This is a genomic window from Pseudomonas sp. P1_F7 (genome assembly GCF_056405655.1).
This window is the reverse complement of the sequence record NZ_JBFUBR010000005.1, coordinates 45,441-68,618: the sequence shown is the minus strand read 5'-3', so window position 1 is coordinate 68,618 and position 23,178 is coordinate 45,441. Positions and strand designations below refer to the sequence as shown.

Sequence of the window (23,178 nt, the reverse complement as noted above, 5' to 3'; positions counted from 1 at the left end):
ACTTTGACCGATTCAACTCTGCGCTTTAGTTTTCAGCTGGTCGCATGAGGCGGCTTATTGATTAAATGGAGATTTAAATGGTCGATATAAAAGATTACTCAGTGGCTCAAGTCGCATTTGATGATGCCATGCAGGATAAGTATTTCGAAGGCATTGCGGCAGAACTGAAAAACGTCGCGCCACGGGCGCGGACCAAGCGTTCCACCTCGATCCTGGGCGCAGCACCGAGTGATTCGTCGGCGCAAGGTGTGGGGGATTCGGTAGTAGGGCCCTCGCTGGTAGTGTTCGACCAGGCGCTTTCGGAGGACGACAGGCAGGATGCGCTGGACTGCCAGCAGTTTGCTGAAGCGCGGGTCAAGAGACTGCCCGAGGGAACCAGCCACGAAGAACGCTACCGGACGTATAACGAGGCTTTGTTGGCGGTGGGCTGGGTGACGGAAAGCTTCACCTACAAGAAATACATCAGCAAACAGCTCACTATCACGATGAATGAGGCAGTGCTACAGGTACTGGAGACCGTCATTTCCAGTGGCACGAGCAGCGTCCTGAACCTGGTGGCATCGGGTTTCAGCAAGCTTAAGGGCGATAAGGAAGCACTGAAGATTGTCGATGCCGGCAGCAAGAAAAACGATGTCGTCAGTTTCAAGGCTGTGCCTTGCATTGCGACGCCAAGCGGTGGCATGTCCATGTTGATGGGTGGCCTGGACTTGGTGGACAAAGAATACAACGGCAACTTTTTATTCGTGACTTACAAGACCCAAGGATTGCAACTTTTCCAGGGCGCCGGTGTACGCAATTTTAATCGACGTTCATTCGAACGAATGAAAAACAAGATGTATGCCTATAACGACAAATTTGCCGATGGTCTTTTCAAACAATTGACGGGTCAATAAGGCGGGCAGGCTTTGATCGATGTAATCGATCAAAGCACTGACTGTATGGGTTAAATATGTCTGCGTCTGTTAATGCTGTCGTAGTGGGAAGTTGCCTGTTGTCCTTTACCCAGGGGGTAAGTTCGCAAGACCAAGCGGATATACAGGACAGCCTGATGTACGCGGAACTGGCGACCAATGAGAAGTACCCGGGTCAGGTGTCGAGGAAGGTCTGGTTCGATTATTTTCAAGGGCGATTGCTCAAGGCGGGATACAGACTCAAGACCATCGTTCCGGCCGAGCCGATCCGGGTCACGAGTGTCCGACAATTGCTCAGCGCCAGTTACAGCGTGATTGGCCGCTTGGGCGTGGAGCGCTTGAGCCAACTTCTCGAGGACACCTATCAGGCGTTGCGGCTGGATGAGTTTGCCTGGGACTTCTTTCGCGGCAATGTTGCCCATGGCGGCTCGGGTATCCTCAAGTGCGCGCCTTGCGAGCGGCTCGCCTCGGGTGAAGTGGTGGTCTGCCTGCTTGGCTTGCGCTACAGCGCGACCGTGATTGAAAGCGACTTTTTCCTGTGGAGCGAGTTCGATCGAGAGCTGGCGATCATTCCCGATGGCGGGGTGTTTGTGTTCGACCGACGGGCGTTTGAAAACTACCGCAAACGGGTCCACGAGAAAATCGAAGCGTATTCGAACAAGGTATTCGTGCGAAAACTCCAGTCCTGACTGAAAGGCTTTGCACGCAATAAACGACAAGGCCCTGTGATTGATGCACAGGGCCTTGTTTTCGGGCTCGGACATACCGTCGCTTCAAGGCACCAGGTAGCCCTTGACCCCGGTAAAGATGATCTGCGCCGCTAACGCACAAACAAACAACCCCATCAACCGGCTGACTATCTGCAAGCCCTGATCGCCAAGAATGCGTTCGATGCGGCTGGACAGATAAAGCACCACCCCCACGGTAAAACTGGCCAGGGCAATACTGACAATGGCCGTGAGCTTGTCGTCCCAGTGCGGCTGGCTCACGCCCATTACCAGCAAGGCACCGATGGTACCGGGGCCGACGGTCAGCGGAATGGTCAGCGGGACGATGGTCACATCCTGTTGCACGTTGTCGGTCTGTACCGCCGACTTGCCTTGTGCCATCCCGAGTGCCGAGATGAACAGGACGCTGCCTGCGCCGATGCGGAATGCGTCCACGGTAATGCCGAAAACACTGAAAATCACTCGGCCGAACAAATACAGGAGAACACTGGAGACCAGGGTGGCGACCGCTACTTTCCAGGCCAGCCGACGCTGTTCCTTGCGCGAATAACCACGGGTCAGGCTGATGAAGCAGGACAACACGAAGAATGGGCTGTAGAGCACCAGCATCTTCAGATAAACGCTGAACAACACATGGAGCATGGTGCCGGGCTCACTGGCGAGGGAAGTCGAGGGGGGAGTCTATCAGGGGTTGCGCAGTCTGTCGGCTCAGGACGTTTGGGTCGTTGCTCGATTCTGCTGGTCACGCTGGGCGACCCAGTGTTCGATCAGTTCGCGCAACTGCGACAATTCCACCGGTTTGGCCATGTGTCCGTCCATGCCGGCCTGTCGCGCACGCTCTTTGTGTTCGGCAAGGATATGGGCGGTCAACGCCACCACAGGGGTACGAACCCGCTGGTTGCCGACTTCCCAGGCACGCAATTGCTGGGTGGCCGAGAAGCCGTCGAGGATCGGCATTTCGCAGTCCATCAGGACCAGGTCGTAACGCTGGGCTTTCATCGCCTGCAAGGCTTCTTCGCCGTTGCAGGCGGTATCCGGTTGCAGGTTGAGCTTGCTCAGCATGCCGCGGATCACCTTGGTCGAGATGCTGTTGTCTTCGGCCACCAGAATGCGGAAGTCGCAGGGGACCTTGACTGGCAGGACCTGACCGCTTGGCACGGGCTGGGTAGTGACGAGACCTTTGTTGCGTTGGGTCAGTTCGTCGGCCAGGGTGGTCTTGAGGGTGTAGCCGGCCACCGGTTTGGCGAGGATGCGCTTGATTCCGGAGTTGCGCGCGATGATCTTGCTCGGCGCATTGCTGATGCCGGTGAGCATGATCAGCAGGATGTCATGGTTCAGGCTCGGGTCTTCCTTGATCTTGGCCGCCAGTTGCATGCCGGTCATGCCGGGCATGTTCTGGTCCAGCAGGACCACATCGAAGTAATCACGCAAATGAGCCTTGGTGCGCAGCAGTGCCAGCGCTTCCTTGCCGGAAGGCGCGGCGCTGACGTTCAGGCCCCAGGCGCTGCATTGCTGCACCAGCACCTTGCGGCAGGTGTCATTGTCGTCCACCACCAATACCCGCGCACCTTGCAGCGGGCCGTCGAGGTCGGAGGTCGGGTGTTCGAGGCGATCCGGGTCCAGCGGCAGGGTCAGCCACAGCGTGCTGCCCTGGTTGCTGCCACTCTTGATCCCGAATTCCCCCTGCATCAAACGGATCAGCTGGCGGGCAATCACCAGACCCAGGTTGCCGCCCAGGTGGGTGGCCGACAGAAAATGCCGGCTGTGCAGTTCGGCGTGCATCAGGGCGTCGCGTTCTTCTGCGTCCATGGGCTCGCCGCTGTCCTGCACGGCAATTCGCAGGCGTGGTTTGGTGTTGCGCTCGTCGAGCGCCACCACGATCAGGATTTCGCCTTCATCGGTTTTTTTCAGGGCGTTTTCCAGCAGGCTCAACAGCGTCTGGCGCAGGCGTGTCGGGTCACCGCTGATCACCCGTGGCACTTGTGGCTGGATGAAGCTGATCAACTCGACGTTTTGCTGCTCGGCTTTGGCGCGGAAGATACTCAGGCAGTCTTCGATCAGTGCGTTGAGATCGAACTGCACATCGTCCAGCTCGATCTGCCCGGACTCGAGTTTGGAGATGTCGAGAATTTCGTTGATCAGTGTCAGCAGTTCGTTGCCGGCGCTGTGGATCGTCTGCACATAGTCGCGTTGCTTGACCGAAAGCGGCGTGCCCAACAGCAGCTCGGTCATGCCGAGGACGCCGTTCATCGGGGTGCGGATCTCATGGCTGATCTTCGCCAGGAACTCGGCCTTGGCGTTGATTTCGGCGTTGCTGGCCGCCAGGTCACGGCTGATGCTGAAACGGTCTTCGGTGATGCGGCGCTGGCGCTCGCTCAATGCAATGCTCATCAGCAGGCCGCTGATGCAGATGAACACCAGCAAGGTGGTGAGCAGGCCGTGGGGTTCGATCAGGGTCAGCCCCAGCAGGGCGGGCAGGATGACCAGTGTCCCGAGGTTGAACACCACCATGGCCGCCACGAAGAGGCGAGCGGGGCGATAACCTTTTTGCCAGTGATAGGCGCTGATGAACAGCATGGTCAGGCCTGCCAGGGCCACCAGGCCGTAGGTAATGAAGTTCAGCGGTAAGGTGTTGACGAACAGCAGCATCAGGCTGCAAGCGGTGATGAACAGGACCTCGCCAAGCAGCAACCGGTTCAGCGGATGCGGCCCGAGCGGGGAGAAGAAGCGATGGGCAAGCATCAGGCCGCAGGGCGCAGTCATTAACAATGCCAGGTAAGCCCCCGGTGTTTGCAGTGCATGCCAGTCCGGTAGCCAGGGGCCGGCGAGGTTCAGCAACAACAGCAGGCTGAGCATCAACAACCCTTCGCACGTCGCCAACCAGAGGGCGCTGTGCGAGCGGGTGTAGGTGTAGCGGATGAGATTGTGCAGGATCAACATGGCGATGCAACCGAACAGCAGGCCATAGATCAGCGTCTGGTTCTGGTTGGCAGCCGCGAGGATCGCCGATTGCAGGGTGATATAGGGGCGTAACTGGTGGTCGGAGGCCAGTCGCAGGTAAACGTCGAGGGGGGTGTCGCTTTGCGGCAGAGCCAGCATGAAGTCGCTGCTGGGCAATGGTCGCTCGGATTGGGGCTGTTCGTTGCCCGTGCTGGATTGATCGATCAGCTTGTCGCCGTCCAGTACGTACATGTTGAACTGGCGCAGGTCAGGTGCGAACACGCGCAGCAACTGTTCGTGTTTGCCCGGTGCAAGCCTGAATCGCAACCATAACGCGCCATCGGGTTCAGCCGCGGTAATACGGTCGAGTTCGATGGGGCTGAATTGATTGGTGTAGCGTGCGGAACGGATGTCGCTCAGTTGCAGGTCACCCTGTTCGTCGAGCAATACCGCCCAGCCACTGCCTTGCGCGGCCTGGGCCGGTAGCATGCAGAGCAAGGTCAGCAAAGTGACGGTCAAGCTTATGGCAATCCTGAGCCAGCGCACGGCGAAATCCCTTCGTTAGGTTGATGCCAGAATATAACGATGCGCGGTGCCGGAATAGCCAGGCAATAAACCGTGTTCATTGCCTGGCGCGGTGTTTACCTTATTCCTGATTTTCGCCACGCTCGCGGGCAATGGCGCGGTAGCCAATGTCCTTGCGATAGAAACAGCCTTCCCAGTCAATCGTAGCCGCCAGTTTGTAGGCCTGCTGCTGTGCAGCATCAACGCTGGTACCCATGGCTGTGGCGCACAACACACGACCACCGGCCGTCACTACCTGACCATCCTTGAGCGCAGTGCCGGCGTGGAAAACCTTGCCTTCCAGTGCCGCGGCCGCATCCAGCCCCTTGATGGCTGCGCCTTTGGCGTAGTCACCAGGATAGCCGCCAGCGGCCAGCACGATACCGACGCTCGGGCGTGGATCCCATTGCGCTTCTACTTTATCCAGCGCCTGCGCCAGGGCGGCTTCGACCAGCAGTACCAGGCTCGACTGCAAGCGCAGCATCACCGGTTGGGTCTCAGGGTCACCGAAACGGCAGTTGAATTCGATGACTTTTGGGTTACCAGCCTTGTCGATCATCAGGCCGGCGTACAGGAAACCAGTGTAGACGTTGCCTTCCTCGGCCATGCCGCGCACGGTCGGCCAGATCACCAGGTCCATGACGCGCTTGTGCACTTCGGCGGTGACCACTGGTGCCGGGGAGTAAGCACCCATGCCGCCGGTGTTTGGACCGGTGTCGCCGTCGCCGACGCGTTTGTGGTCCTGGCTGGTGGCCATCGGCAGCACGTTCTTGCCGTCGACCATGACGATGAAGCTGGCTTCTTCGCCGTCCAGGAATTCTTCGATAACTACGCGCGAACCGGCATCGCCAAAGGCATTGCCTGCCAGCATGTCGCGCACGGCGTCTTCGGCTTCGGCCAGGGTCATGGCGACGATCACGCCTTTACCGGCGGCCAGGCCGTCGGCCTTGATCACGATCGGAGCGCCTTTTTCACGCAGGTAAGCCAAGGCCGGCTCGATTTCGGTGAAGTTCTGGTAGTCGGCAGTCGGGATCTTGTGGCGAGCCAGGAAGTCCTTGGTGAAGGCTTTCGAACCTTCCAGCTGCGCAGCGCCAGCGGTCGGACCGAAGCAATCGAGGCCGCGGCTGCGGAACAGATCCACAACACCGGCAACCAGCGGCACTTCAGGGCCAACGATGGTCAGGGAAACGTTTTTCTCGGCAAAGTCTGCCAGTTGCTCAAGCGCCAGTACGTCGATGGCGACGTTCTCGCACTTGGCTTCGATGGCGGTACCGGCGTTGCCCGGAGCCACGAACACCTTCTGTACGCGCGGATCCTGAGCCACTTTCCAGGCCAGGGCGTGTTCACGGCCACCGCTGCCAATGATCAAAACATTCATTTCAAAAACCTCGGATGACGCTAGTTCTGTTGAGCACCGCAAAGATGCTTTACCTGTGGGAGCGAGCTTGCTCGCGATGATGGCGGCACATCCAGCATCAATTTGTCTGAAAGGACGCTATCGCGAGCAAGCTCGCTCCCACAGTTGATCGTGTACTTAGTGGCGGAAGTGGCGCATGCCCGTAAAGACCATGGCGATGCCAGCTTCATCCGCAGCAGCAATCACTTCGGCATCACGCATCGAGCCGCCTGGTTGGATCACGGCAGTCACGCCCGCCTTGGCCGCATTGTCCAGACCGTCGCGGAACGGGAAGAATGCGTCGGAAGCCATCACCGAACCGGCTACCTGCAAGCCAGCATGTTCTGCCTTGATTGCCGCAATACGCGCGGAGTTCACGCGGCTCATCTGGCCGGCGCCGACACCGATGGTCTGGCGATTCTTGGCGTAGACGATGGCGTTGGACTTCACGTACTTGGCGACTTTCCAGGCGAAGATCAGGTCGTGGATTTCCTGTTCGGACGGTGCACGCTTGGTCACCACTTTCAGGTCATCAGCGCCGATCATGCCGATGTCGCGGCTCTGTACCAGCAGGCCACCGTTGACGCGCTTGTAGTCCCAGGCAGCAGCGCGGTCAGCCGACCACTCGCCGCAGGCCAGCAGGCGTACGTTGGCTTTGGCGGCGACGATGGCGCGGGCCTCTTCGCTGACCGACGGAGCGATGATCACTTCGACGAACTGACGTTCGACGATGGCCTTGGCGGTCTCGGCGTCCAGCTCGCGGTTGAAGGCGATGATGCCGCCGAAGGCGGATTCGGTGTCGGTGGCATAGGCCAGGTCGTAGGCCTTGCGGATGCCGCCTTCGGCATCAGGGCTGACAGCCACGCCGCACGGGTTGGCGTGCTTGACGATCACGCAGGCCGGCTTGACGAAGCTCTTCACGCATTCCAGCGCAGCGTCGGTGTCGGCCACGTTGTTATACGACAGTTCCTTGCCTTGCAGCTGGGTCGCGGTGGCGATGCCGACTTCGGCAGGCTTGGCTTCAACATAGAACGCCGCGCTCTGGTGCGGGTTCTCGCCGTAGCGCATTTCCTGGGCTTTGATGAACTGGCTGTTGAAGGTGCGCGGGAACTCGCTGCGACCTTCAGTGCTGAGGGTGTCAGCCGCTTGGTTCACGGTGCCCATGTAGTTGGCGATCATGCCGTCGTAGGCGGCGGTGTGCTCGAAGGCCTTGAGCATCAGGTCGAAACGCTGAGCGTAGGTCAGGCCACCGGCCTTGAGATTTTCCAGGACGCTGGCGTAATCGCTGGCGTTGACCACGATGGCCACGTCCTTGTGGTTCTTGGCTGCGGAACGGACCATGGTCGGGCCGCCGATGTCGATGTTCTCGATGGCGGTCGGCAGGTCGCAGCCTGGCTTGCTGATGGTGGCTTCGAACGGGTACAGGTTGACCGCTACCAGGTCGATCGGCTTGATGCCGTGCTCGTTCATGATGGCGTCGTCGATACCGCGACGACCGAGGATCCCACCGTGGATTTTCGGGTGCAGGGTCTTCACCCGGCCGTCCATCATTTCGGCAAAACCTGTGTAATCCGCGACTTCCACTGCGGCAACGCCGTTGTCCTGCAGCAGCTTGAACGTCCCGCCGGTGGAGAGGATCTCGACGCCCAGGGCTTCAAGCTCCTTGGCGAATTCGAGGATCCCGGTCTTGTCGGAAACGCTGATCAAGGCGCGGCGGATCGGCAGGCGGGTAGTCTGGTCGGTCATCTCAATTTCCATCAAAAGCAAAGGAAGTCAGCAAAAAAGGCGACCGGTTTTACGCGGGCGCCTTTCTGGTTTGATTGAATGCTTACAACAAATCGTACTGCTTGAGTTTCTTGCGCAGCGTGCCCCGGTTCAGCCCGAGCATCTCGCTGGCTTTGGTCTGGTTGCCCTTGACGTAATTCATCACGCACTCGAGCAGGGGAGCCTCGACTTCGGAGAGCACCAGGTTGTACACATCCGTGACGGCAGCGCCCTCAAGGTGGGCGAAATAATTGTGCAGCGCCTTCTCGACACTCCCGCGAAGGGTCTGGCCCTCTTCGCTCGGTGTATTGAGGTGCTGTTTCAAATTCACGTTGTCGCTCACGGGTGTTGTTCCACTCACTAAAGTCTCGGTCATCATCGTCATGCGGCCACCCACTCTCCGTCCCCTGTCAGGCTCTTGTAACGCTCGGCGAAAAACGCCTGAACGTTGGCGCATTGTGTATCCGTACCATCCAAACGATTGAAGTGGGCGCGAAACTCCCTGGCGCCCGGCAGGGTTGCGAGATACCAGCCCACATGCTTTCGAGCAATGCGCACACCCATGACATCACCATAGAAGGCGTGCAGGGCAGCCAGATGCTCTAGCAGAATGCGTTCCACCTCGATCAGTTCCAGCGCCGGGAGTTTCTCGCCGGTACGCAGGAAATGGTCGATCTCGCGAAAAATCCATGGCCGCCCCTGGGCAGCCCGGCCAATCAACAGGCCATCGGCACCGGTCGCGTCGAGCACGTACCGGGCTTTTTCCGGCGAATCGATATCGCCATTGGCGAAGACCGGGATCGACACCGCCTGCTTGATTGCGGCAATGGTGTCGTACTCGGCTTCACCGGTGTACAGGTCGGCACGGGTGCGGCCATGCACCGCCAGCGCCGTAATGCCTGCCTCTTCGGCGATCTTCGCCACCGTCAGGCCGTTCTTGTTGTCCCGGTCCCAACCGGTCCGGATCTTCAGGGTAACCGGCACATCGACCGCAGCCACGACGGCCTGCAGGATCTCGGTTACCAGGGCTTCATCCTTCAACAGTGCGGAACCGGCAGCCTTGTTGCAGACTTTTTTTGCCGGACAGCCCATGTTGATATCAATAATCTGTGCGCCCATTTCAACGTTGGCACGGGCGGCGTCCGCCAGCATCTGCGCGTCCCCACCGGCGATCTGCACCGAGCGTGGCTCGGGATCACCTTCGTGGATCATGCGCATGCGCGATTTGCGGGTGTTCCACAAACTCATGTCGCTAGTGACCATTTCCGAGACGACCAGTCCCGCGCCCAAGCGCTTGCACAGCTGACGAAAGGGCTGGTCGGTGACGCCCGCCATGGGGGCGAGAATCAAGCTGTTATGTAATGTGTATGGGCCGATGCGTACCGCCGACATAGGACTTCCCTGTTGTGGGGCCGGATCATGAGAGTTCGAAAAAGGGTTGGCATGATACCCGCTCTCGATGACTGGATAAAGGCTGAATTGAACAAATTCTGAACAGTTATTCTGTTATTACCCGTGGTTTGGTTTGCCAGGGGCAGTCAGAAAGCCGACGTTAATCCGGGAGCAATGAAGCGTTTCACTCCGGAGAGTGGAAGCTCAGACTGTAGTTCACGGCCTTGGCGCCGGGGTCGAGAATGTCCAGGGCGATGTGGATCGGCGTTTGTGGAGGCATTTCCGCCATGCCTTCGAGATCGCCATTGAGGTACTCACCGGGTTTGAAGCGGCGACTGGCGATCAGATGGCCATTAAGGTCGGCAAAGCGCAGTTCCAGCAGCGGGAAGGGCTGGGAGAAGGGCGCGCGGTTATAGATGATCGCATCGACCACCAGAGCGCCATTGAACTCGGGATGGCTGCGCACCACCAGGTTGCTGCTCTTGATTTTCGCGATGTCGACTTTGGAGGGCACGGTGCAGCCGATTTGCGGGCACAGTTGCTGGAACCACGGGCGATACTGATCCTGTCGCGCCAGTTCGTCGAAATGGTAGGCGATGTACTGGCCGGCAAGGGCGCCAGCGGCAATCAGCACCAGCAGCAACCACAACAGCCGTCGGCCCCAGGGCGAGCGGCGTTTTTGCCAGTCCAGTTGCAGCGGATCGTCGGTCAGGTCTTGCAGCACTTCGGCGCGCACGCCCGGCTCGCTGCGTTCGCGTCGCTTGCGCAGCGGTTCGATCGAGGGCAGGTTGTCGTCGATTTCGTTCTCGTCGGCGGCCGACAGGTGTTCGTGGTTCAGCGGCGCATCGAGAGGGTCGTGCAGTCGCAAATGGGGTGGCTGCGGTTCGTCGTCGAGATCAACCGGTTCCAGGGACAGTGAAGGTTCGGTGCGCGAGGCTTTGCTCGGTTCGACCGTTGGTTCTGGCGATTCAAGGCTGTCGAAAGGTTCGTCGAGTTGCGCACGATCGGCCGCCGATTCACTGAACAGGCTGTCGGACCACGGCTCTTCGTCATCCTGCCCGGTGCTGTCGCGACGGGCGCTCAGCGAGTCGTCGCGATGGCGGCCAAGCTCGGTGGTCGGCTGGATTTCCCGCTGTTCGAGCCGGGCGAGTTCTACGTCGAGGTCGAGACTGTCCAGATCCAGTTCGGTCGCGCTCCATTGCTTTTGGCTGATGGCGCGCGGCGGCGATGGTTCGAGGGGCTCCGCAGGCTGCACAGGCGGGAGTGGCGTCGCTACCGGTGGTTCCTTGCTGGCCTGCTCAAGCAACTGCCTGGCGGCATTGAACACCTGCAGGCATGAGCCGCAGCGAACCACGCCGCGCGCCGCGCTCAACTGAGCATGGCTGACGCGGAAGCTGGTTTGGCAATGCGGGCACTGAGTGACGAAGCTATCGGTCATGCGGCGTTCCGGATTATGCAGACGGCCATTCTAGCGCCGACGGCCAGTGATGCGCACCCAGCCATCGCGATTGGCGATCGGATCCAGATCGAAGTCCTTGGCGTAGGCGGCAGCGACTTCGTCGCCCTGTTCGGCGAGGATGCCCGACAGCGCCAGGCGACCGCCCGACTTGACCAGGCCAGACAACTGCGGCGCCAGGGAAACCAGCGGGCCGGCGAGAATGTTGGCCACCAGCACGTCGGCCTGAACCTGCGGCAGATCTTCCGGCAGGTACAGCGGGAACAGTTCGTCGGCAATGCCGTTGCGTCCGGCGTTATCGCGAGACGCTTCCAGCGCCTGCACGTCAATGTCGGTGCCCACGGCCTCCTTGGCGCCCAGCAACAGCGCGGCAATCGCCAGAATCCCCGAACCGCAGCCAAAGTCCAGCACGTTGCAGTCTTTCAGGTCCTGGCCGTCGAGCCATTCCAGGCACAGTGCGGTGGTCGGGTGGGTGCCGGTGCCGAATGCCAGGCCCGGGTCCAGCAGCAGGTTTACGGCATCGGGCTCGGGAGCAGCGTGCCAGCTCGGCACGATCCACAGGCGCTGGCCGAAACGCATTGGCTGGAAACCGTCCATCCAGCTGCGTTCCCAATCCTGGTCTTCAATCACTTCGCTGTGATGCTCAGGCAGTGGGCTGCCGGTCAGCAGCTCCAGATGGGCCAGCACCGGGCCGGGCTCGGTGCCACCTTCGAACAGGGCCAGCAGGTGCGTGTGCGACCACAGCGGCGTGGTATTGAGTTCCGGCTCGAAGATCGGCTGATCTTCGGCGTCCATGAAGGTCACCGACACGGCGCCCACTTCAAGGAAAGCGTCTTCATAGGTTTCGGCTTGTTCTGGGCTGATGGCGAGACGTACTTGCAGCCAAGGCATGGCGGGCACCTTTGAAAAATATTGATTGCAGCCTAGCGGGCTGCGGGAAGCGCGCAAGTTTACGCGAGCGCGGCTCAGAAGACGACCATGGCCGAAGGCTGCGATCTTTTGACTTTGCTTGAGAAACAACAAAGCCGCCCGAAGGCGGCTTTGTTGATCGGGTCGAAGCTTAGTGCTTCTCGCCAGCCAGCTTGTGCTCGAGGTAGTGAATGTTCACGCCCCCTTTGCAGAAGCCTTCATCGCGGGTCAGGTCGCGGTGCAGCGGGATGTTGGTCTTGATCCCGTCGACCACGATTTCGTCCAGCGCATTGCGCATGCGCGCCATGGCTTCGTCACGGGTTGCGCCGTAGGTGATCAGCTTGCCGATCAACGAATCGTAGTTCGGCGGAACGGCATAGCCACTGTACAGGTGCGAGTCGACACGGACGCCGTTGCCGCCTGGAGCGTGGAAATGCTTGACCGTGCCCGGGCTCGGCATGAAGGTTTTCGGGTCTTCGGCGTTGATCCGGCATTCCAGTGCGTGACCGCGGATGACCACGTCATCCTGGGTGAACGACAGCTTGTTGCCGGCGGCGATGCTGAGCATCTCCTTGACGATGTCGATACCGGTGACCATTTCCGAAACCGGGTGCTCTACCTGGACACGAGTGTTCATCTCGATGAAGTAGAAGCGACCGTTTTCGTACAGGAACTCGAAAGTGCCCGCGCCACGGTAACCGATGTCGATGCAGGCCTTGACGCAGCGTGCGAGTACTTCCTCGCGTGCGTTTTCGTCGATGCCCGGTGCCGGCGCTTCTTCAAGCACCTTCTGGTGACGGCGTTGCAGCGAGCAGTCGCGGTCGCCCAGATGGATAGCCTGGCCCTGGCCATCGGAAAGTACCTGGACTTCCACGTGACGTGGGTTGGTCAGGAATTTTTCCAGATAGACCATCGGGTTGCCGAACGCCGCGCCCGCTTCGGTACGGGTCAGTTTCGCGAAGGAGATCAGGTCTTCTTCTTTATGCACGACGCGCATGCCGCGACCACCGCCGCCGCCAGCGGCCTTGATGATCACCGGGTAACCGACTTCGCGACCAATGCGCAGAGCGGTTTCTTCGTCTTCCGGCAGCGGGCCGTCAGAGCCCGGAACGGTCGGTACGCCGGCAGCGATCATGGCGTGTTTGGCCGATACCTTATCGCCCATCAGGCGAATGGTTTCGGCTTTCGGGCCAATGAACGCGAAGCCGGATTTCTCGACCTGTTCGGCGAAGTCGGCGTTTTCCGCAAGGAAGCCGTAGCCAGGGTGAATGGCGGTGGCGCCAGTCACTTCGGCCGCGGCAATGATTGCCGGAATGTGCAGGTAGGAGTGGGCGGCCGATGCCGGACCGATGCAGACGGATTCGTCTGCCAGGCCCAGGTGCATCAGTTCCTTGTCAGCCTTGGAGTAAACGGCGACGGTCTTGATGCCCATCTCTTTGCAGGCGCGCAGGATCCGCAGGGCGATCTCACCGCGGTTGGCGATCAGAACTTTTTCCAACTTCGCAGTCATCAAAGGCTCTCCGCGGTTCAAACGATGGTGAACAGCGGTTGGTCGTACTCAACCGGCTGGCCGTCTTCAACGAGGATGGATTCGATCACACCGCTGGTTTCAGCTTCGATGTGGTTCATCATCTTCATGGCTTCAACGATGCACAGGGTGTCGCCTTTCTTCACGGTCTGGCCGACTTCTACGAAGGACGGCGAGGATGGCGAAGATTTGCGATAGAACGTACCGACCATCGGCGAACGGGCAACGGTGCCGTTCAGTGCTGGAGCGGCGGCAGCAGCAGGTGCAGCAGCGGCAGCCGGAGCGGCGGCAGCGACAGGCGCGGGGGCCGGAGCATGCATTGGAGCTGGCGCGTAGTACTGCTGAGCCGGGGTCTTGCTATGACGGCTGATGCGTACGGACTCTTCGCCTTCCTTGATCTCGAGCTCGTCGATGCCGGACTCTTCCAGCAATTCGATCAGTTTCTTAACTTTACGGATATCCATGAATCATCAACTCCCAAGGGTCGGTCAGGGGCGGTTAACTTGTTGTTCAAGCTGTTCCAGGGCAGCCTCCAGGGCCAGTCGATAACCGCTGGCGCCAAGGCCGCAGATCACTCCCACCGCTACGTCGGAGAAGTAAGAGTGATGGCGGAAAGGTTCGCGTTTGTGCACGTTAGACAAATGCACTTCGATGAATGGGATGCTCACCGCCAGCAGCGCGTCACGTAATGCGACACTTGTATGTGTAAAAGCTGCTGGGTTGATCAGAATGAAGTCCACGCCTTCGCTGCGGGCAGCATGAATGCGGTCAATCAATTCGTACTCGGCATTGCTTTGCAGGTGCAGCAAATGGTGACCGGCTTCGCGGGCACGGCGTTCCAGATCCTGGTTGATCTGCGCCAGCGTCGTGGCGCCGTAGGTGCCCGGTTCACGGGTGCCGAGCATGTTCAGGTTGGGTCCGTGCAGAACCAGTAGGGTCGCCATCGGCTGTTCCTTTATTTTCTGTGAGCAATTGTCAGAACCCGGCGACTATGCCGCAAAGCCTTTGTGACTGTCCAGTTCTCTGCAATAGGCAGCACGATGACCGATGTTTGCGCGAAATATATGACTGCTTGATTAAAATTGGTCATTCGCCCTGGCAACACGTTCGGCGAAGTCTTTGGCGTTGATCTCGCCGATCACTCGCACATCGGTGCGTTCGACGCCGTCCTTGCCGAAAAACATCAGGGCCGGTGGGCCGAACAATTGATAACGGTCGAGCAGGGTGCGTTGCTCGGCGTTGCTGGCGGTGATGTCGAAGCGGATCAGCCGGTAACCCTTCAGGCGTTCGACGACGACAGGGTCGTCCAGCACCTCATGTTCGATGACTTTGCAGCTGATGCACCAGTCGGCGTACCAGTCGAGCAGCAGCGGGGTGCCGGACGACCGGGCCTCAGCGAGCACTCGGTCCAGATCGGCGGAAGTGCTGACGGTTTGCCAGACGCTGGTGCCTTGCACAGGCTGGTTGCTCTCGACGACGCGCGGCTGGCCAATCGGGTTGAACGGGTCGGTCTGGCCACTGAACGCGCCGTACCAGCAGGCCAGGGCGTAAAACACCAGGAACATTCCGAGCAACTGTCCGAGGCGCTTGCGCGGCGGCTTGTAGACGAACTCCAGCGCGCCCATGAACAGCCCGACGCCACCGGCCAGCAGGCCGATCAACAGCAAAGTGACCTGGCCGGGCAAGACGCGGCTAAGCAGGCCGATCGCCAGTCCCAGCAACAACACACCGATCGCGTTTTTCACGTAGACCAGCCACGGCCCGCTTTTCGGCAGCCAGGCTGCGCCACCGGTGGCCACCAGCAACAGCGGTGCGCCCATGCCGAGGCCGAGCATGAACAGTTTCAAGCCGCCACCCAGCGCATCGCCACTGGCGCTGATGTACAGCAGCGCGCCGGCCAATGGCGCCGAAACACAGGGTGAAACCAGCAGGCTGGAGACCACGCCCAACACCGCAGCGCCCCACAGTGAACCGCCTTTGGTGCGACCGGCGACGCGGTCCAGGCGACTGCTGATGGCGTGCGGCAACTTGAGTTCGAATACGCCGAACATCGCCAATGCAAACACGGCGAAAAACATCGCGAAAGGCACCAGCACCCAGGCCGATTGCAGCCGCGCCTGCAGATTGAGCTGGGCACCGAACAGGCCCATCAGCGCACCGAGCAGGGCAAAGCAGGCGGCCATCGGCAGCACATAGGCCAGTGACAGATTGAAACCGCGCCAGCCACCGACCTGACCGCGCAGCACCACGCCGGACAGGATCGGCAGCATGGGCAGCACGCATGGCGTGAACGTAAGGCCCAGACCCGCGAGGAAAAACAACGCCAGTTCGCGCCAGCTCCATGGGTAAGCTGTCGCCGGACTGCCGCTGCCGTCGATGCTCAAACGCTCGGTTTCCGGCGGATAACACAGGCCTTTGTCGGCGCAACCCTGATAGGTCACGGCCAGGGTGAAGGCGCGTTGGTCGGTGCGCGGCAACTCGACGTCGAGAATGCCGTGGTAGACCTCGACATCGCCGAAGTATTCATCGTGCTTTTTCTGGCCGTCGGGCAGTTTCGCTGCGCCAAGGACAACATTGGCTGGATCGGCGCGAAACTGAAAACGGTGACGGTAGAGGTAATAGCCTTCGGTGGCGACGAAACGCAGCTTGATCGATTGCGGCGTGCTTTCTACCAGGCTCAGCTTGAAGGCTTCGCGCACCGGCAGGAAGTCGGCGCTGTTGTTGATCGAGCCCAAGGTGGAGCTGGGTCGGTTCTCCAGCAAGCCAGTGGCGCTGGCCGGCAGGGCGAACACTAAAAACAGCAGGCAGAGCAAACGGCGCATGACGATCTCGCGTATCGGAATTGGGCACAGGGGATCTGCGTCGTGCACAAATCAAATGTGGGAGCGAGCTTGCTCGCCATGGCGGTCTGTCAGACGCGAAAAGCCTGAACGGCTGTATGCAATCGACCACCCAGCACCAGAAGATTTTCTCCCTGCTCACGCCCTTTGCCAATGCGCAGCAGGTTATCTCCGCCCAACTGGTGAATCCGCTCACTGTGGTCACGGATCTCGCTGACAGCCCCGCTTTGCTGAGCAGTGACATCGGCGATGCGTACTGCCGTGTCGGAAATGGTCTGGATCGCCCCGACGATTTTATCCAGCGCGCCATCAGCGGCCTGGGCCTGGCTGGCCGTGGCTTCGGCGTGTTCGACCTGGGCGCGCATGCCGTCCACCGATTGCCGTGCGGCGGTTTGCAGCCCTGCGATCAGCGTCTGGATTTCTGCCGTGGCCCCGGCGGTACGTTGCGCCAGTGAGCGCACCTCTTCTGCCACCACGGCAAAGCCACGCCCCATCTCTCCGGCCCGAGCCGCTTCGATGGCGGCGTTCAAGGCCAGCAGGTTGGTCTGGTCGGCAATCGAGCGGATCACCGTCAACACGCCGCCGATGGTGGCCGACTCTTCGGCCAGGTGTTCGATCATTTGTGCATTGCCTTGCACTTCATCCACCAGCGCATGCAGGCCGGTGAGGCTCAGGCCGATGACTTTCTGTCCATGCTCCACGGCCAGGCCGGCGTGGCGGCTGGCGTCGGCGGCCTGGCTGGCATCGCCGGCGACTTGTTGGATGGTCGCTTCCAGCTCACTGAGGGAATCGCGGATCAGTGCCGTGTCGCCGGCCTGATGCTCGGCGCCGCTGTGCAAGTCGTTGCTCAGGTCGGCCAGGGTACGGCTGCTGCCGGCCACCTGCTCGGCGTTGCGGCGAATGGTCCCCACCAGGTCCACCAGATACGCGCGCAAGCGGTTGAGCGAGGCTTCAATGTCATGCAATTCGCGGTTGGTGTTGCCCAGCTGAATGTCGCGGCTGAAGTCGCCTTCGGCCCAGGTCGACAGGGCCGGGGCGAGGTTGGTCAGGGTTCGCGCCAATTTGCGTTGCAGGGTGTCGATCAGCAGTGCGATCAACAGAATCAAGCCGATCATCACGCCTTGCATTAGCCGCACTTCACCCTGGATCTGCCCGTGCTGGGCGCGCACCACCGGTTCCAGCCCGGCAATGGCCTGCTGCACGTCGGCGATTTTCAGATGAGTCGCGGCGCTGAGGTCGGCGCGTTTCTGGATTTGATCGCGAGTGCGCGAGAGCTCGGCCGGGTAGCGGGTGAGCAGGCTGTTGAGCTCGCGCTTGAGGCCGACGCCGGCATCTTCGGCGACGGTTTTTTCCTTGTTTTCAAGGCCCATCATCGAGGCGAAATCATCGGTGTTCGACTCGCTTCTGGTGGTTACGCCCAGTAATGGCAGGGCGTCCAGTTTTTCGGCCTGGGCACGGATGTTGGCCACTTCGCGTTCGACATCGGCGGCCAGTTCACTGCGGCCGCTGCTGACCAGTTTGTCCCGGGCCAGGGACAATTTACCCAGGTGCTGCGATGCGGTGAGCAGTGGCGCCAAGTAGGCCGCATTGCCACTGGCGTACTGGCTGAGTTGATCGAGACTGGCGCCCAGTTCTCGTTCGGCCTGCAGCAGCAGGGCCTGGGGGTCACCTGCCAGTTTGCCGGCGGCCAGCAGGTCGGTTTTGCTGAACTCTGCAAGGTTCGACAGGCTGGGGCGCAACGTCTCGGCCAGAGCCGGTGGCAATTCGCCGAGTTCTTTTTGCAGGTTGTCGATGCCTTGGGCGGCACTGCTCAGGCGCAGTGCATCGCCGTTGCCAAGGTAATCCTCGACGTTGCGGGCGACTTCATTCTGAAATTGCTGCGACAGGCCCAGGTAGCGCTCCATTAATAGATACGGACGCTCAAGGGCTTTCTGCGACCACCACAGCGTAGCGCCGAGGGCCACGCACACGGCCACCAGAAGGAGGGTATTGAGATTGGTCAGCAGCTTCAGGCGCATTACGGACTACCAAAGGCAGAAATGGTAAGTGCCTGAAGTTATTGCGTTTCTGTTACAGGCTTATGACTGTATCGGTCGATTTCGATAAAAAAGTGGCACTTTGCTTTGATGCGCAAGCGGCCTGTACGCGATTGCGTCCGCCGTGTTTGGCGCGATACAGCGCCTCATCTGCCTGATTGGCCATCGTCAGGCTGTCGGAGCTTTCGCATAACTCCACCACCCCGGCGCTGAAGGTGCACCACAGATCCTGTGGTTGAGCGGGGTAGTGAATCTCGGCAAAACGCTGACGGATTTCATCGAGCACGTTGTAGGCCGCTTCGATATCGGTGTCCGGCATGACGATGGCGAACTCTTCGCCACCATAGCGGCCGATGAAATCGGTTTTGCGCAGGCGTTGCTTGAGAAACAGCGCCAGGCTCTTGATCACCCGGTCGCCCATGGGGTGGCCGTGGCTGTCATTGACCCGCTTGAAGTGGTCGATGTCGAGCATGGCAAAGCTCAGCGGCTTGCTTTCGCGGCGGGCGCGGAACGAGCAGTCTTCGAGCAATTGCAGGATGTGCGTGTGGTTGTACAGGCCGGTGAGGCTGTCGCGGACCATCCGTGCCTTGAGGTTGCGGGCCCGTGCCGCGCGGTTGCGCACAGTGGTGATCAGGTGCCGGGGCTTTATCGGTTTGGTCAGGAAGTCATCGCCGCCCTCGCTCATGGCGTCGAGCTGCTTGTCCAGGTCGTCTTCGGCCGACAGGTAAATGATCGGCACGCTGACGTAACGGTCGTTATGGCGAATGACCTTGGCCAGTTCCGTACCGGTGCAGGCCGGCATGTACATGTCGAGGATGATCAGGTCCGGCTGGAAATCCGCCAGTTCGGCCATGGCCTGGATCGGTTCGATCAGCGTCCGGGTGACGATCCCGGCGCTGTTGAGCAGGCGTTCGGTGTGCAAGGCCTGGGCGCGGGAGTCGTCGATGATCAGCACTTTGTAAGGTTCGTACTGGGCCACGCAGGTCAGGACTTCGATTTTTTCCAGCAGGCTCGACGCTTCGAGGGTACCGGTGAGGAACTCCTGGCCACCGGCACGCACGGCGGCGAGGCGGGTCGGGGTGTCGGTTTCGTGCAGGCTGAAGAACAGCAGCGGCAAGCGATGGTCCAGGCCTTCCTGGGCTTCGGCGGCCAGTTTCAGGCCGACGCCGGGGCCGCTGAAGTCCACGTCCATGACAATCGCCGCCGGCAAGCGCTCAACCATCGAGGAGCGAAACGCGTCTACGCTGTCCAGGGACTGGGCGCTGAGCCCGAAGAATTCCAGTTGTTTGGCCAGGCGCTCGGCGCGGTCGTGATCCTGCAGCATCACATAGATGGGCTTGCGCAGCGGTGGCAGAAAGGTTTGATCGAGTTGGTCGCCATGGCGCAGGCCGGTGCGTGACAGGCGCTGCATCAAGCGATTGAGGTCGGTGATCAGGCCGCTGCTCAGGCGTCCGCGATTGGCGTCGACCGCCTCCAGGGACTGACCGATGTGGCGTGCCAGTTGCGTGTGTTCCGGTTGTTCGAAGCGCTCGGCGAAACGCAGCAGGCGCAGATTGGCCTCGCTCAGTTCCGATAGGTCGGCGGTGGACCATTCACTGCGTTGCAGGCGCTGCCATATCTCAAGAATCTGACGAGCCTGATGAATTACCCGCTGGGCAAAGTGGTGCTTGAGGCGCTCGCGGCTGGGGTCTTCTGGCTCGGTCATATCCTGACTACTAGTTAGGGTGCACACTGAGGTCGACTGGTGGCTCTATGCTAGCACCACTTTCTAATCACATGAGTGCTGTACGTCAATAATCTGCAATGTGACCTCATTCAGTTTGTGACCAGGTGGTCTGGTTCTGGCCTTTTAAGTCGCGGTGTGCGGAGGGCGAAGTGCTTTAATCAGGGCACTTGACGGGCGTGGGGCGGCCATTGGCGAGTGACTGGCATTCGGCAGTGCCTGAGTTTTTTGTCAGTTCTGATCGGTCCGTTTTTTGGGTTTCAGAGGGTCAGGGATTCCCTTAGGGGTTCGATCCAAACCATTAGTTGGTTTTGAGGGCCGCAGCGTCGTCGTAAGGGCAGGAACACTTTTCATCCGCAAGCCCGGTAATTTTCCGCATCGGTGCGATGGCGGGTGCCGGGCCAAGGCACGTTGTTGTATGGTTGTGGTCGAACCGTTGACCTCAAGAGCTTGAAAGGATATCGCCATGCTGGACTGGAAGAACCGCACAGGCAGTGCGCCTGAACGTGCCGCTGAACCGAAGTCGGAGACCCGCAGTTATCTGGGCGGTCTGTTGTTCAGCCGGGCGCTGGCCACTCTGCTGGGCATCTACCTGTTGGTGGCGAGTGTCCTGGGCTGGTACTGGAGCCAGGAGCCGGCGCTGTTCCCGGTCCAGCAAACCGCGCAACTGGCGGCCGAGAAAGAAGGCAAGCAGATGGTCGTCGGCTACACCACGGTGGAAACCCTCAAGACCGTCGCCGGCACCTTGCTGACCAAGCCGGGCGGCTACATTTCCAACGACCGGTTCCCGCCAGGCCTGTGGATGGACAACATGCCGAGCTGGGAATACGGCGTGCTGGTGCAGGTCCGCGACCTGAGCCGTGCACTGCGTAAAGACTTTGCCCGTTCGCAGTCGCAGTCCGCCGAAGACGCTGACCTGGCCAAGGCCGAGCCGCGTTTCAACTTCGACAACAAGAGCTGGGTGCTGCCGTCCAGTGAGTCCGAGTATCAGGAAGGCATCAATTCCCTGAGCCGCTATCAGGCGCGTCTGTCCGATCCGAATCAGAAAAGCGCGCTGTTCTATGCCCGCGCCGACAACCTGAACAACTGGCTGGGTGACGTCGGCACCCGACTGGGTTCGCTGTCGCAACGACTGTCGGCCAGTGTCGGCCGGGTCAAGCTCAACACTGCGCTGAAGACCGAGGTCGTGGCACCGGGTGTGGCGCCGCAAGTCGATGAAGAAATCGTCGAAACGCCATGGCTGCAGATCGACAACGTGTTCTACGAGGCTCGCGGCCAGGCCTGGGCCTTGTCGCACTTGCTGCGCGCCATCGAAGTCGACTTCGCCGATGTGCTGGCCAAGAAGAACGCCACGGTCAGCGTGCGCCAGATCATTCGTGAGCTGGAAGCGTCGCAGGAACCAGTGTGGAGCCCGATGATCCTCAACGGCAGCGGCTTCGGCGTACTGGCCAACCACTCGCTGGTCATGGCCAACTACATTTCCCGGGCCAACGCGGCGGTGATCGATTTGCGTCAACTGCTCAATCAGGGCTGAGTCATGGTTGATAACTCTGTCGATGGAATGCGAGAAGCCGCGCACCGTGCGGCTTCCGATGCCGAACAGATCGCCTGGGTCGACGAGCAGGACAACCTGCTCGGCGCCCTGGTCCGTTCCGACTTGCGCGAGCGCGGGCTGATCGGGCGCGGCACCTACATTATGTTGTTCAACTCCGCTGGCGAGCTGTGCGTGCATCGCCGCACGCTGAGCAAGGCAATCTATCCCGGTTACTGGGACGTAGCGGCGGGCGGCATGGTGCTCGCCAGTGAAACCTACGCCGAGTCGGCGGCCCGGGAGCTGGAGGAAGAACTGGGAGTGAGTGGCGTGGAACTGACCGCCCATGACCACTTTTTCTTCGAGGACACCGGCAATCGCCTGTGGTGTTCGGCGTTCTCGGCGGTGTGGGACGGCCCGTTGATCCTGCAACCGGAAGAGGTGCTCGAAGCGCGCTTCATCCCCGTTGATCAGGTGATGCTGGAAATCGAGCAAAAGCCTTACTGCCCGGACTCTCTGGCCGCGTTGAAGCGCTATTTGCGTTCACGCCGGATCGACGTCGCAAAACAGCTATAAATTGGCGCCGATTGGCTCTTAGCAATCGACGTTTTTGCCGTTACACTGCGCGACCTTTTCAAACTGAAACGGTATTGCTTTTTTGTAGGAGCGAGCTTGCTCGCGATGGACGTCAACGATAGCGCGGGCATCCAGAATGAACGCGTCGCCTTTGAGTTCATCGCGAGCAAGCTCGCTCCTACAGTGAAGTGAATGTCGTACCGTTTCAGTAGCGCTGCCCCTGCCTGAGTGGGGCTTCGCGGTCGATAGCCTTCCCGAGTGCTGCGACCAGTCTTTGTCCTCCGAAGAGGATTGCCGGTGGCCAAAAAAGCCGCATCCTTCGCCGCCCTGGGCGGCCTGGTATTTTCCACCGACGCAGGTCGTCATTGCCCGGAATGCAGTAAACCGGTGGACGCCTGCATCTGCAAACAGACCGTTATCCCTGCCGGCGACGGCATCGCGCGCGTGCGTCGCGAAAGCAAGGGCCGTGGCGGCAAGACGGTGACCACCATCACCGGCGTGCCGTTGGCTGAAGACGCGCTCAAGGACCTGGCCACGACGTTGAAGAAACGTTGCGGTACCGGTGGGGCGCTGAAAGACGGTGTCATCGAAATCCAGGGCGATCATGTCGAGCTACTCTTGGCAGAACTGATCAAGCTCGGTTTCAAGGCGAAGAAGTCCGGCGGCTAGCAGCCTCTGTGAAAACCACCCGCGGCTTGATCCGGTCCTGATGGCATTCAGGTCTGGCGTCGTCACCATGGTTTTCACAGAGCCTGTTCATGACCGGTATCTAAACTCACTGCGGTCGGCGGGGTCTATTGCCTCGTTGACGAACCGTCATTTTCATTCTTTAGACTGCGCCGGCCTGAACCCAGGCGACGCACTATGACTTCTTTATAGGGGAC

19 protein-coding genes are annotated in these 23,178 nt (G+C 60.2%); 5 read left to right on the top strand and 14 right to left on the bottom strand.

Going from position 1 to position 23,178, the window contains the following annotated elements; all coding sequences use genetic code 11:
- The first annotated feature begins 77 nt into the window (after positions 1-77).
- Together AC1D1M_RS08755 and AC1D1M_RS08750 are read left to right on the top strand one after the other, a co-directional pair.
- Positions 78-893 (top strand): hypothetical protein, encoded by an 816-nt coding sequence (locus tag AC1D1M_RS08755; RefSeq protein ID WP_477775324.1) that lies wholly within the window; start codon positions 78-80, stop codon positions 891-893.
- 155 nt (positions 894-1,048) lie between these two features.
- Positions 1,049-1,600, top strand: a complete 552-nt coding sequence (locus AC1D1M_RS08750) for a hypothetical protein (RefSeq protein ID WP_477775323.1) — start codon at positions 1,049-1,051, stop codon at positions 1,598-1,600.
- An 84-nt stretch (positions 1,601-1,684) separates the two neighbouring features.
- Here the strand turns inward: AC1D1M_RS08750 and AC1D1M_RS08745 are convergent, their stop codons facing one another.
- The 14 genes from AC1D1M_RS08745 to gcbA form a co-directional block, all read right to left on the bottom strand.
- Positions 1,685-2,281: a MarC family protein gene (locus tag AC1D1M_RS08745; protein ID WP_111284385.1), complete on the bottom strand. Its 597-nt coding sequence runs from the start codon at positions 2,279-2,281 to the stop codon at positions 1,685-1,687.
- A gap of 66 nt (positions 2,282-2,347) precedes the next feature.
- Positions 2,348-5,125 carry a hybrid sensor histidine kinase/response regulator gene (locus tag AC1D1M_RS08740; protein ID WP_477775322.1) on the bottom strand — a complete coding sequence of 926 codons (2,778 nt, stop codon included), beginning with the start codon at positions 5,123-5,125 and terminating at the stop codon, positions 2,348-2,350.
- Positions 5,126-5,225: 100 nt separating this feature from the next.
- A complete protein-coding gene (gene purD, locus AC1D1M_RS08735) occupies positions 5,226-6,521 on the bottom strand; it encodes a phosphoribosylamine--glycine ligase (RefSeq protein ID WP_477775321.1) in 1,296 nt (431 codons plus the stop codon).
- A gap of 156 nt (positions 6,522-6,677) precedes the next feature.
- A complete protein-coding gene (purH, locus tag AC1D1M_RS08730; protein ID WP_108230358.1) occupies positions 6,678-8,285 on the bottom strand; it encodes a bifunctional phosphoribosylaminoimidazolecarboxamide formyltransferase/IMP cyclohydrolase in 1,608 nt (535 codons plus the stop codon).
- Positions 8,286-8,367: 82 nt separating this feature from the next.
- On the bottom strand, positions 8,368-8,688 hold the full coding sequence (gene fis, locus AC1D1M_RS08725; RefSeq protein ID WP_015093301.1) for a DNA-binding transcriptional regulator Fis: 321 nt from the start codon (positions 8,686-8,688) through the stop codon (positions 8,368-8,370).
- Positions 8,685-9,695: a tRNA dihydrouridine synthase DusB gene (gene dusB, locus AC1D1M_RS08720; RefSeq protein ID WP_477775320.1), complete on the bottom strand. Its 1,011-nt coding sequence runs from the start codon at positions 9,693-9,695 to the stop codon at positions 8,685-8,687. The genes fis and dusB overlap by 4 nt, the downstream gene beginning before the upstream one ends.
- A gap of 184 nt (positions 9,696-9,879) precedes the next feature.
- Positions 9,880-11,133, bottom strand: a complete 1,254-nt coding sequence (locus AC1D1M_RS08715) for a DUF3426 domain-containing protein (protein WP_477775319.1) — start codon at positions 11,131-11,133, stop codon at positions 9,880-9,882.
- Positions 11,134-11,163: 30 nt separating this feature from the next.
- Positions 11,164-12,042 carry a 50S ribosomal protein L11 methyltransferase gene (prmA, locus tag AC1D1M_RS08710; protein WP_477775318.1) on the bottom strand — a complete coding sequence of 293 codons (879 nt, stop codon included), beginning with the start codon at positions 12,040-12,042 and terminating at the stop codon, positions 11,164-11,166.
- Positions 12,043-12,211: 169 nt separating this feature from the next.
- Positions 12,212-13,570, bottom strand: a complete 1,359-nt coding sequence (accC, locus tag AC1D1M_RS08705) for an acetyl-CoA carboxylase biotin carboxylase subunit (RefSeq protein ID WP_477775317.1) — start codon at positions 13,568-13,570, stop codon at positions 12,212-12,214.
- A 17-nt stretch (positions 13,571-13,587) separates the two neighbouring features.
- Positions 13,588-14,052, bottom strand: coding sequence for an acetyl-CoA carboxylase biotin carboxyl carrier protein (gene accB / locus AC1D1M_RS08700; protein WP_477775316.1), 465 nt, complete (start codon positions 14,050-14,052; stop codon positions 13,588-13,590).
- Between the two features lie 24 nt (positions 14,053-14,076).
- Positions 14,077-14,532, bottom strand: a complete 456-nt coding sequence (gene aroQ / locus AC1D1M_RS08695) for a type II 3-dehydroquinate dehydratase (protein WP_477775315.1) — start codon at positions 14,530-14,532, stop codon at positions 14,077-14,079.
- Positions 14,533-14,664: 132 nt separating this feature from the next.
- Entirely contained in the window at positions 14,665-16,410 is a 1,746-nt protein-coding gene (locus AC1D1M_RS08690; protein ID WP_477775314.1) for a protein-disulfide reductase DsbD, read from the bottom strand.
- An 89-nt stretch (positions 16,411-16,499) separates the two neighbouring features.
- A complete protein-coding gene (locus tag AC1D1M_RS08685; RefSeq protein ID WP_477775313.1) occupies positions 16,500-18,446 on the bottom strand; it encodes a methyl-accepting chemotaxis protein in 1,947 nt (648 codons plus the stop codon).
- Between the two features lie 52 nt (positions 18,447-18,498).
- On the bottom strand, positions 18,499-20,169 hold the full coding sequence (gcbA, locus tag AC1D1M_RS08680; protein WP_477775312.1) for a diguanylate cyclase GcbA: 1,671 nt from the start codon (positions 20,167-20,169) through the stop codon (positions 18,499-18,501).
- A gap of 484 nt (positions 20,170-20,653) precedes the next feature.
- Here gcbA and AC1D1M_RS08675 point away from each other — a divergent pair, with 484 nt between their 5' ends.
- From AC1D1M_RS08675 to AC1D1M_RS08665, 3 genes are all read left to right on the top strand, one after another.
- Positions 20,654-21,721 carry a DUF2333 family protein gene (locus AC1D1M_RS08675; protein WP_108230350.1) on the top strand — a complete coding sequence of 356 codons (1,068 nt, stop codon included), beginning with the start codon at positions 20,654-20,656 and terminating at the stop codon, positions 21,719-21,721.
- A gap of 3 nt (positions 21,722-21,724) precedes the next feature.
- Positions 21,725-22,294: an NUDIX hydrolase gene (locus AC1D1M_RS08670; RefSeq protein WP_477775311.1), complete on the top strand. Its 570-nt coding sequence runs from the start codon at positions 21,725-21,727 to the stop codon at positions 22,292-22,294.
- A 297-nt stretch (positions 22,295-22,591) separates the two neighbouring features.
- Positions 22,592-22,963 carry a translation initiation factor Sui1 gene (locus AC1D1M_RS08665; RefSeq protein ID WP_008053936.1) on the top strand — a complete coding sequence of 124 codons (372 nt, stop codon included), beginning with the start codon at positions 22,592-22,594 and terminating at the stop codon, positions 22,961-22,963.
- Positions 22,964-23,178 lie beyond the last annotated feature (215 nt).

Bases quoted from the DNA above. Each gene is read 5' to 3' on its own strand.
- AC1D1M_RS08755 (WP_477775324.1), top strand. From the start codon at position 78: ATGGTCGATATAAAAGATTACTCAGTGGCTCAAGTCGCATTTGATGAT.
- AC1D1M_RS08750 (WP_477775323.1), top strand. From the start codon at position 1,049: ATGTACGCGGAACTGGCGACCAATGAGAAGTACCCGGGTCAGGTGTCG.
- AC1D1M_RS08745 (WP_111284385.1), bottom strand. From the start codon at position 2,281: ATGCTCCATGTGTTGTTCAGCGTTTATCTGAAGATGCTGGTGCTCTAC.
- purD (WP_477775321.1), bottom strand. From the start codon at position 6,521: ATGAATGTTTTGATCATTGGCAGCGGTGGCCGTGAACACGCCCTGGCC.
- purH (WP_108230358.1), bottom strand. From the start codon at position 8,285: ATGACCGACCAGACTACCCGCCTGCCGATCCGCCGCGCCTTGATCAGC.
- fis (WP_015093301.1), bottom strand. From the start codon at position 8,688: ATGACGATGATGACCGAGACTTTAGTGAGTGGAACAACACCCGTGAGC.
- dusB (WP_477775320.1), bottom strand. From the start codon at position 9,695: ATGTCGGCGGTACGCATCGGCCCATACACATTACATAACAGCTTGATT.
- AC1D1M_RS08715 (WP_477775319.1), bottom strand. From the start codon at position 11,133: ATGACCGATAGCTTCGTCACTCAGTGCCCGCATTGCCAAACCAGCTTC.
- prmA (WP_477775318.1), bottom strand. From the start codon at position 12,042: ATGCCTTGGCTGCAAGTACGTCTCGCCATCAGCCCAGAACAAGCCGAA.
- accC (WP_477775317.1), bottom strand. From the start codon at position 13,570: ATGACTGCGAAGTTGGAAAAAGTTCTGATCGCCAACCGCGGTGAGATC.
- accB (WP_477775316.1), bottom strand. From the start codon at position 14,052: ATGGATATCCGTAAAGTTAAGAAACTGATCGAATTGCTGGAAGAGTCC.
- aroQ (WP_477775315.1), bottom strand. From the start codon at position 14,532: ATGGCGACCCTACTGGTTCTGCACGGACCCAACCTGAACATGCTCGGC.
- AC1D1M_RS08690 (WP_477775314.1), bottom strand. From the start codon at position 16,410: ATGCGCCGTTTGCTCTGCCTGCTGTTTTTAGTGTTCGCCCTGCCGGCC.
- AC1D1M_RS08685 (WP_477775313.1), bottom strand. From the start codon at position 18,446: ATGCGCCTGAAGCTGCTGACCAATCTCAATACCCTCCTTCTGGTGGCC.
- gcbA (WP_477775312.1), bottom strand. From the start codon at position 20,169: ATGACCGAGCCAGAAGACCCCAGCCGCGAGCGCCTCAAGCACCACTTT.
- AC1D1M_RS08675 (WP_108230350.1), top strand. From the start codon at position 20,654: ATGCTGGACTGGAAGAACCGCACAGGCAGTGCGCCTGAACGTGCCGCT.
- AC1D1M_RS08670 (WP_477775311.1), top strand. From the start codon at position 21,725: ATGGTTGATAACTCTGTCGATGGAATGCGAGAAGCCGCGCACCGTGCG.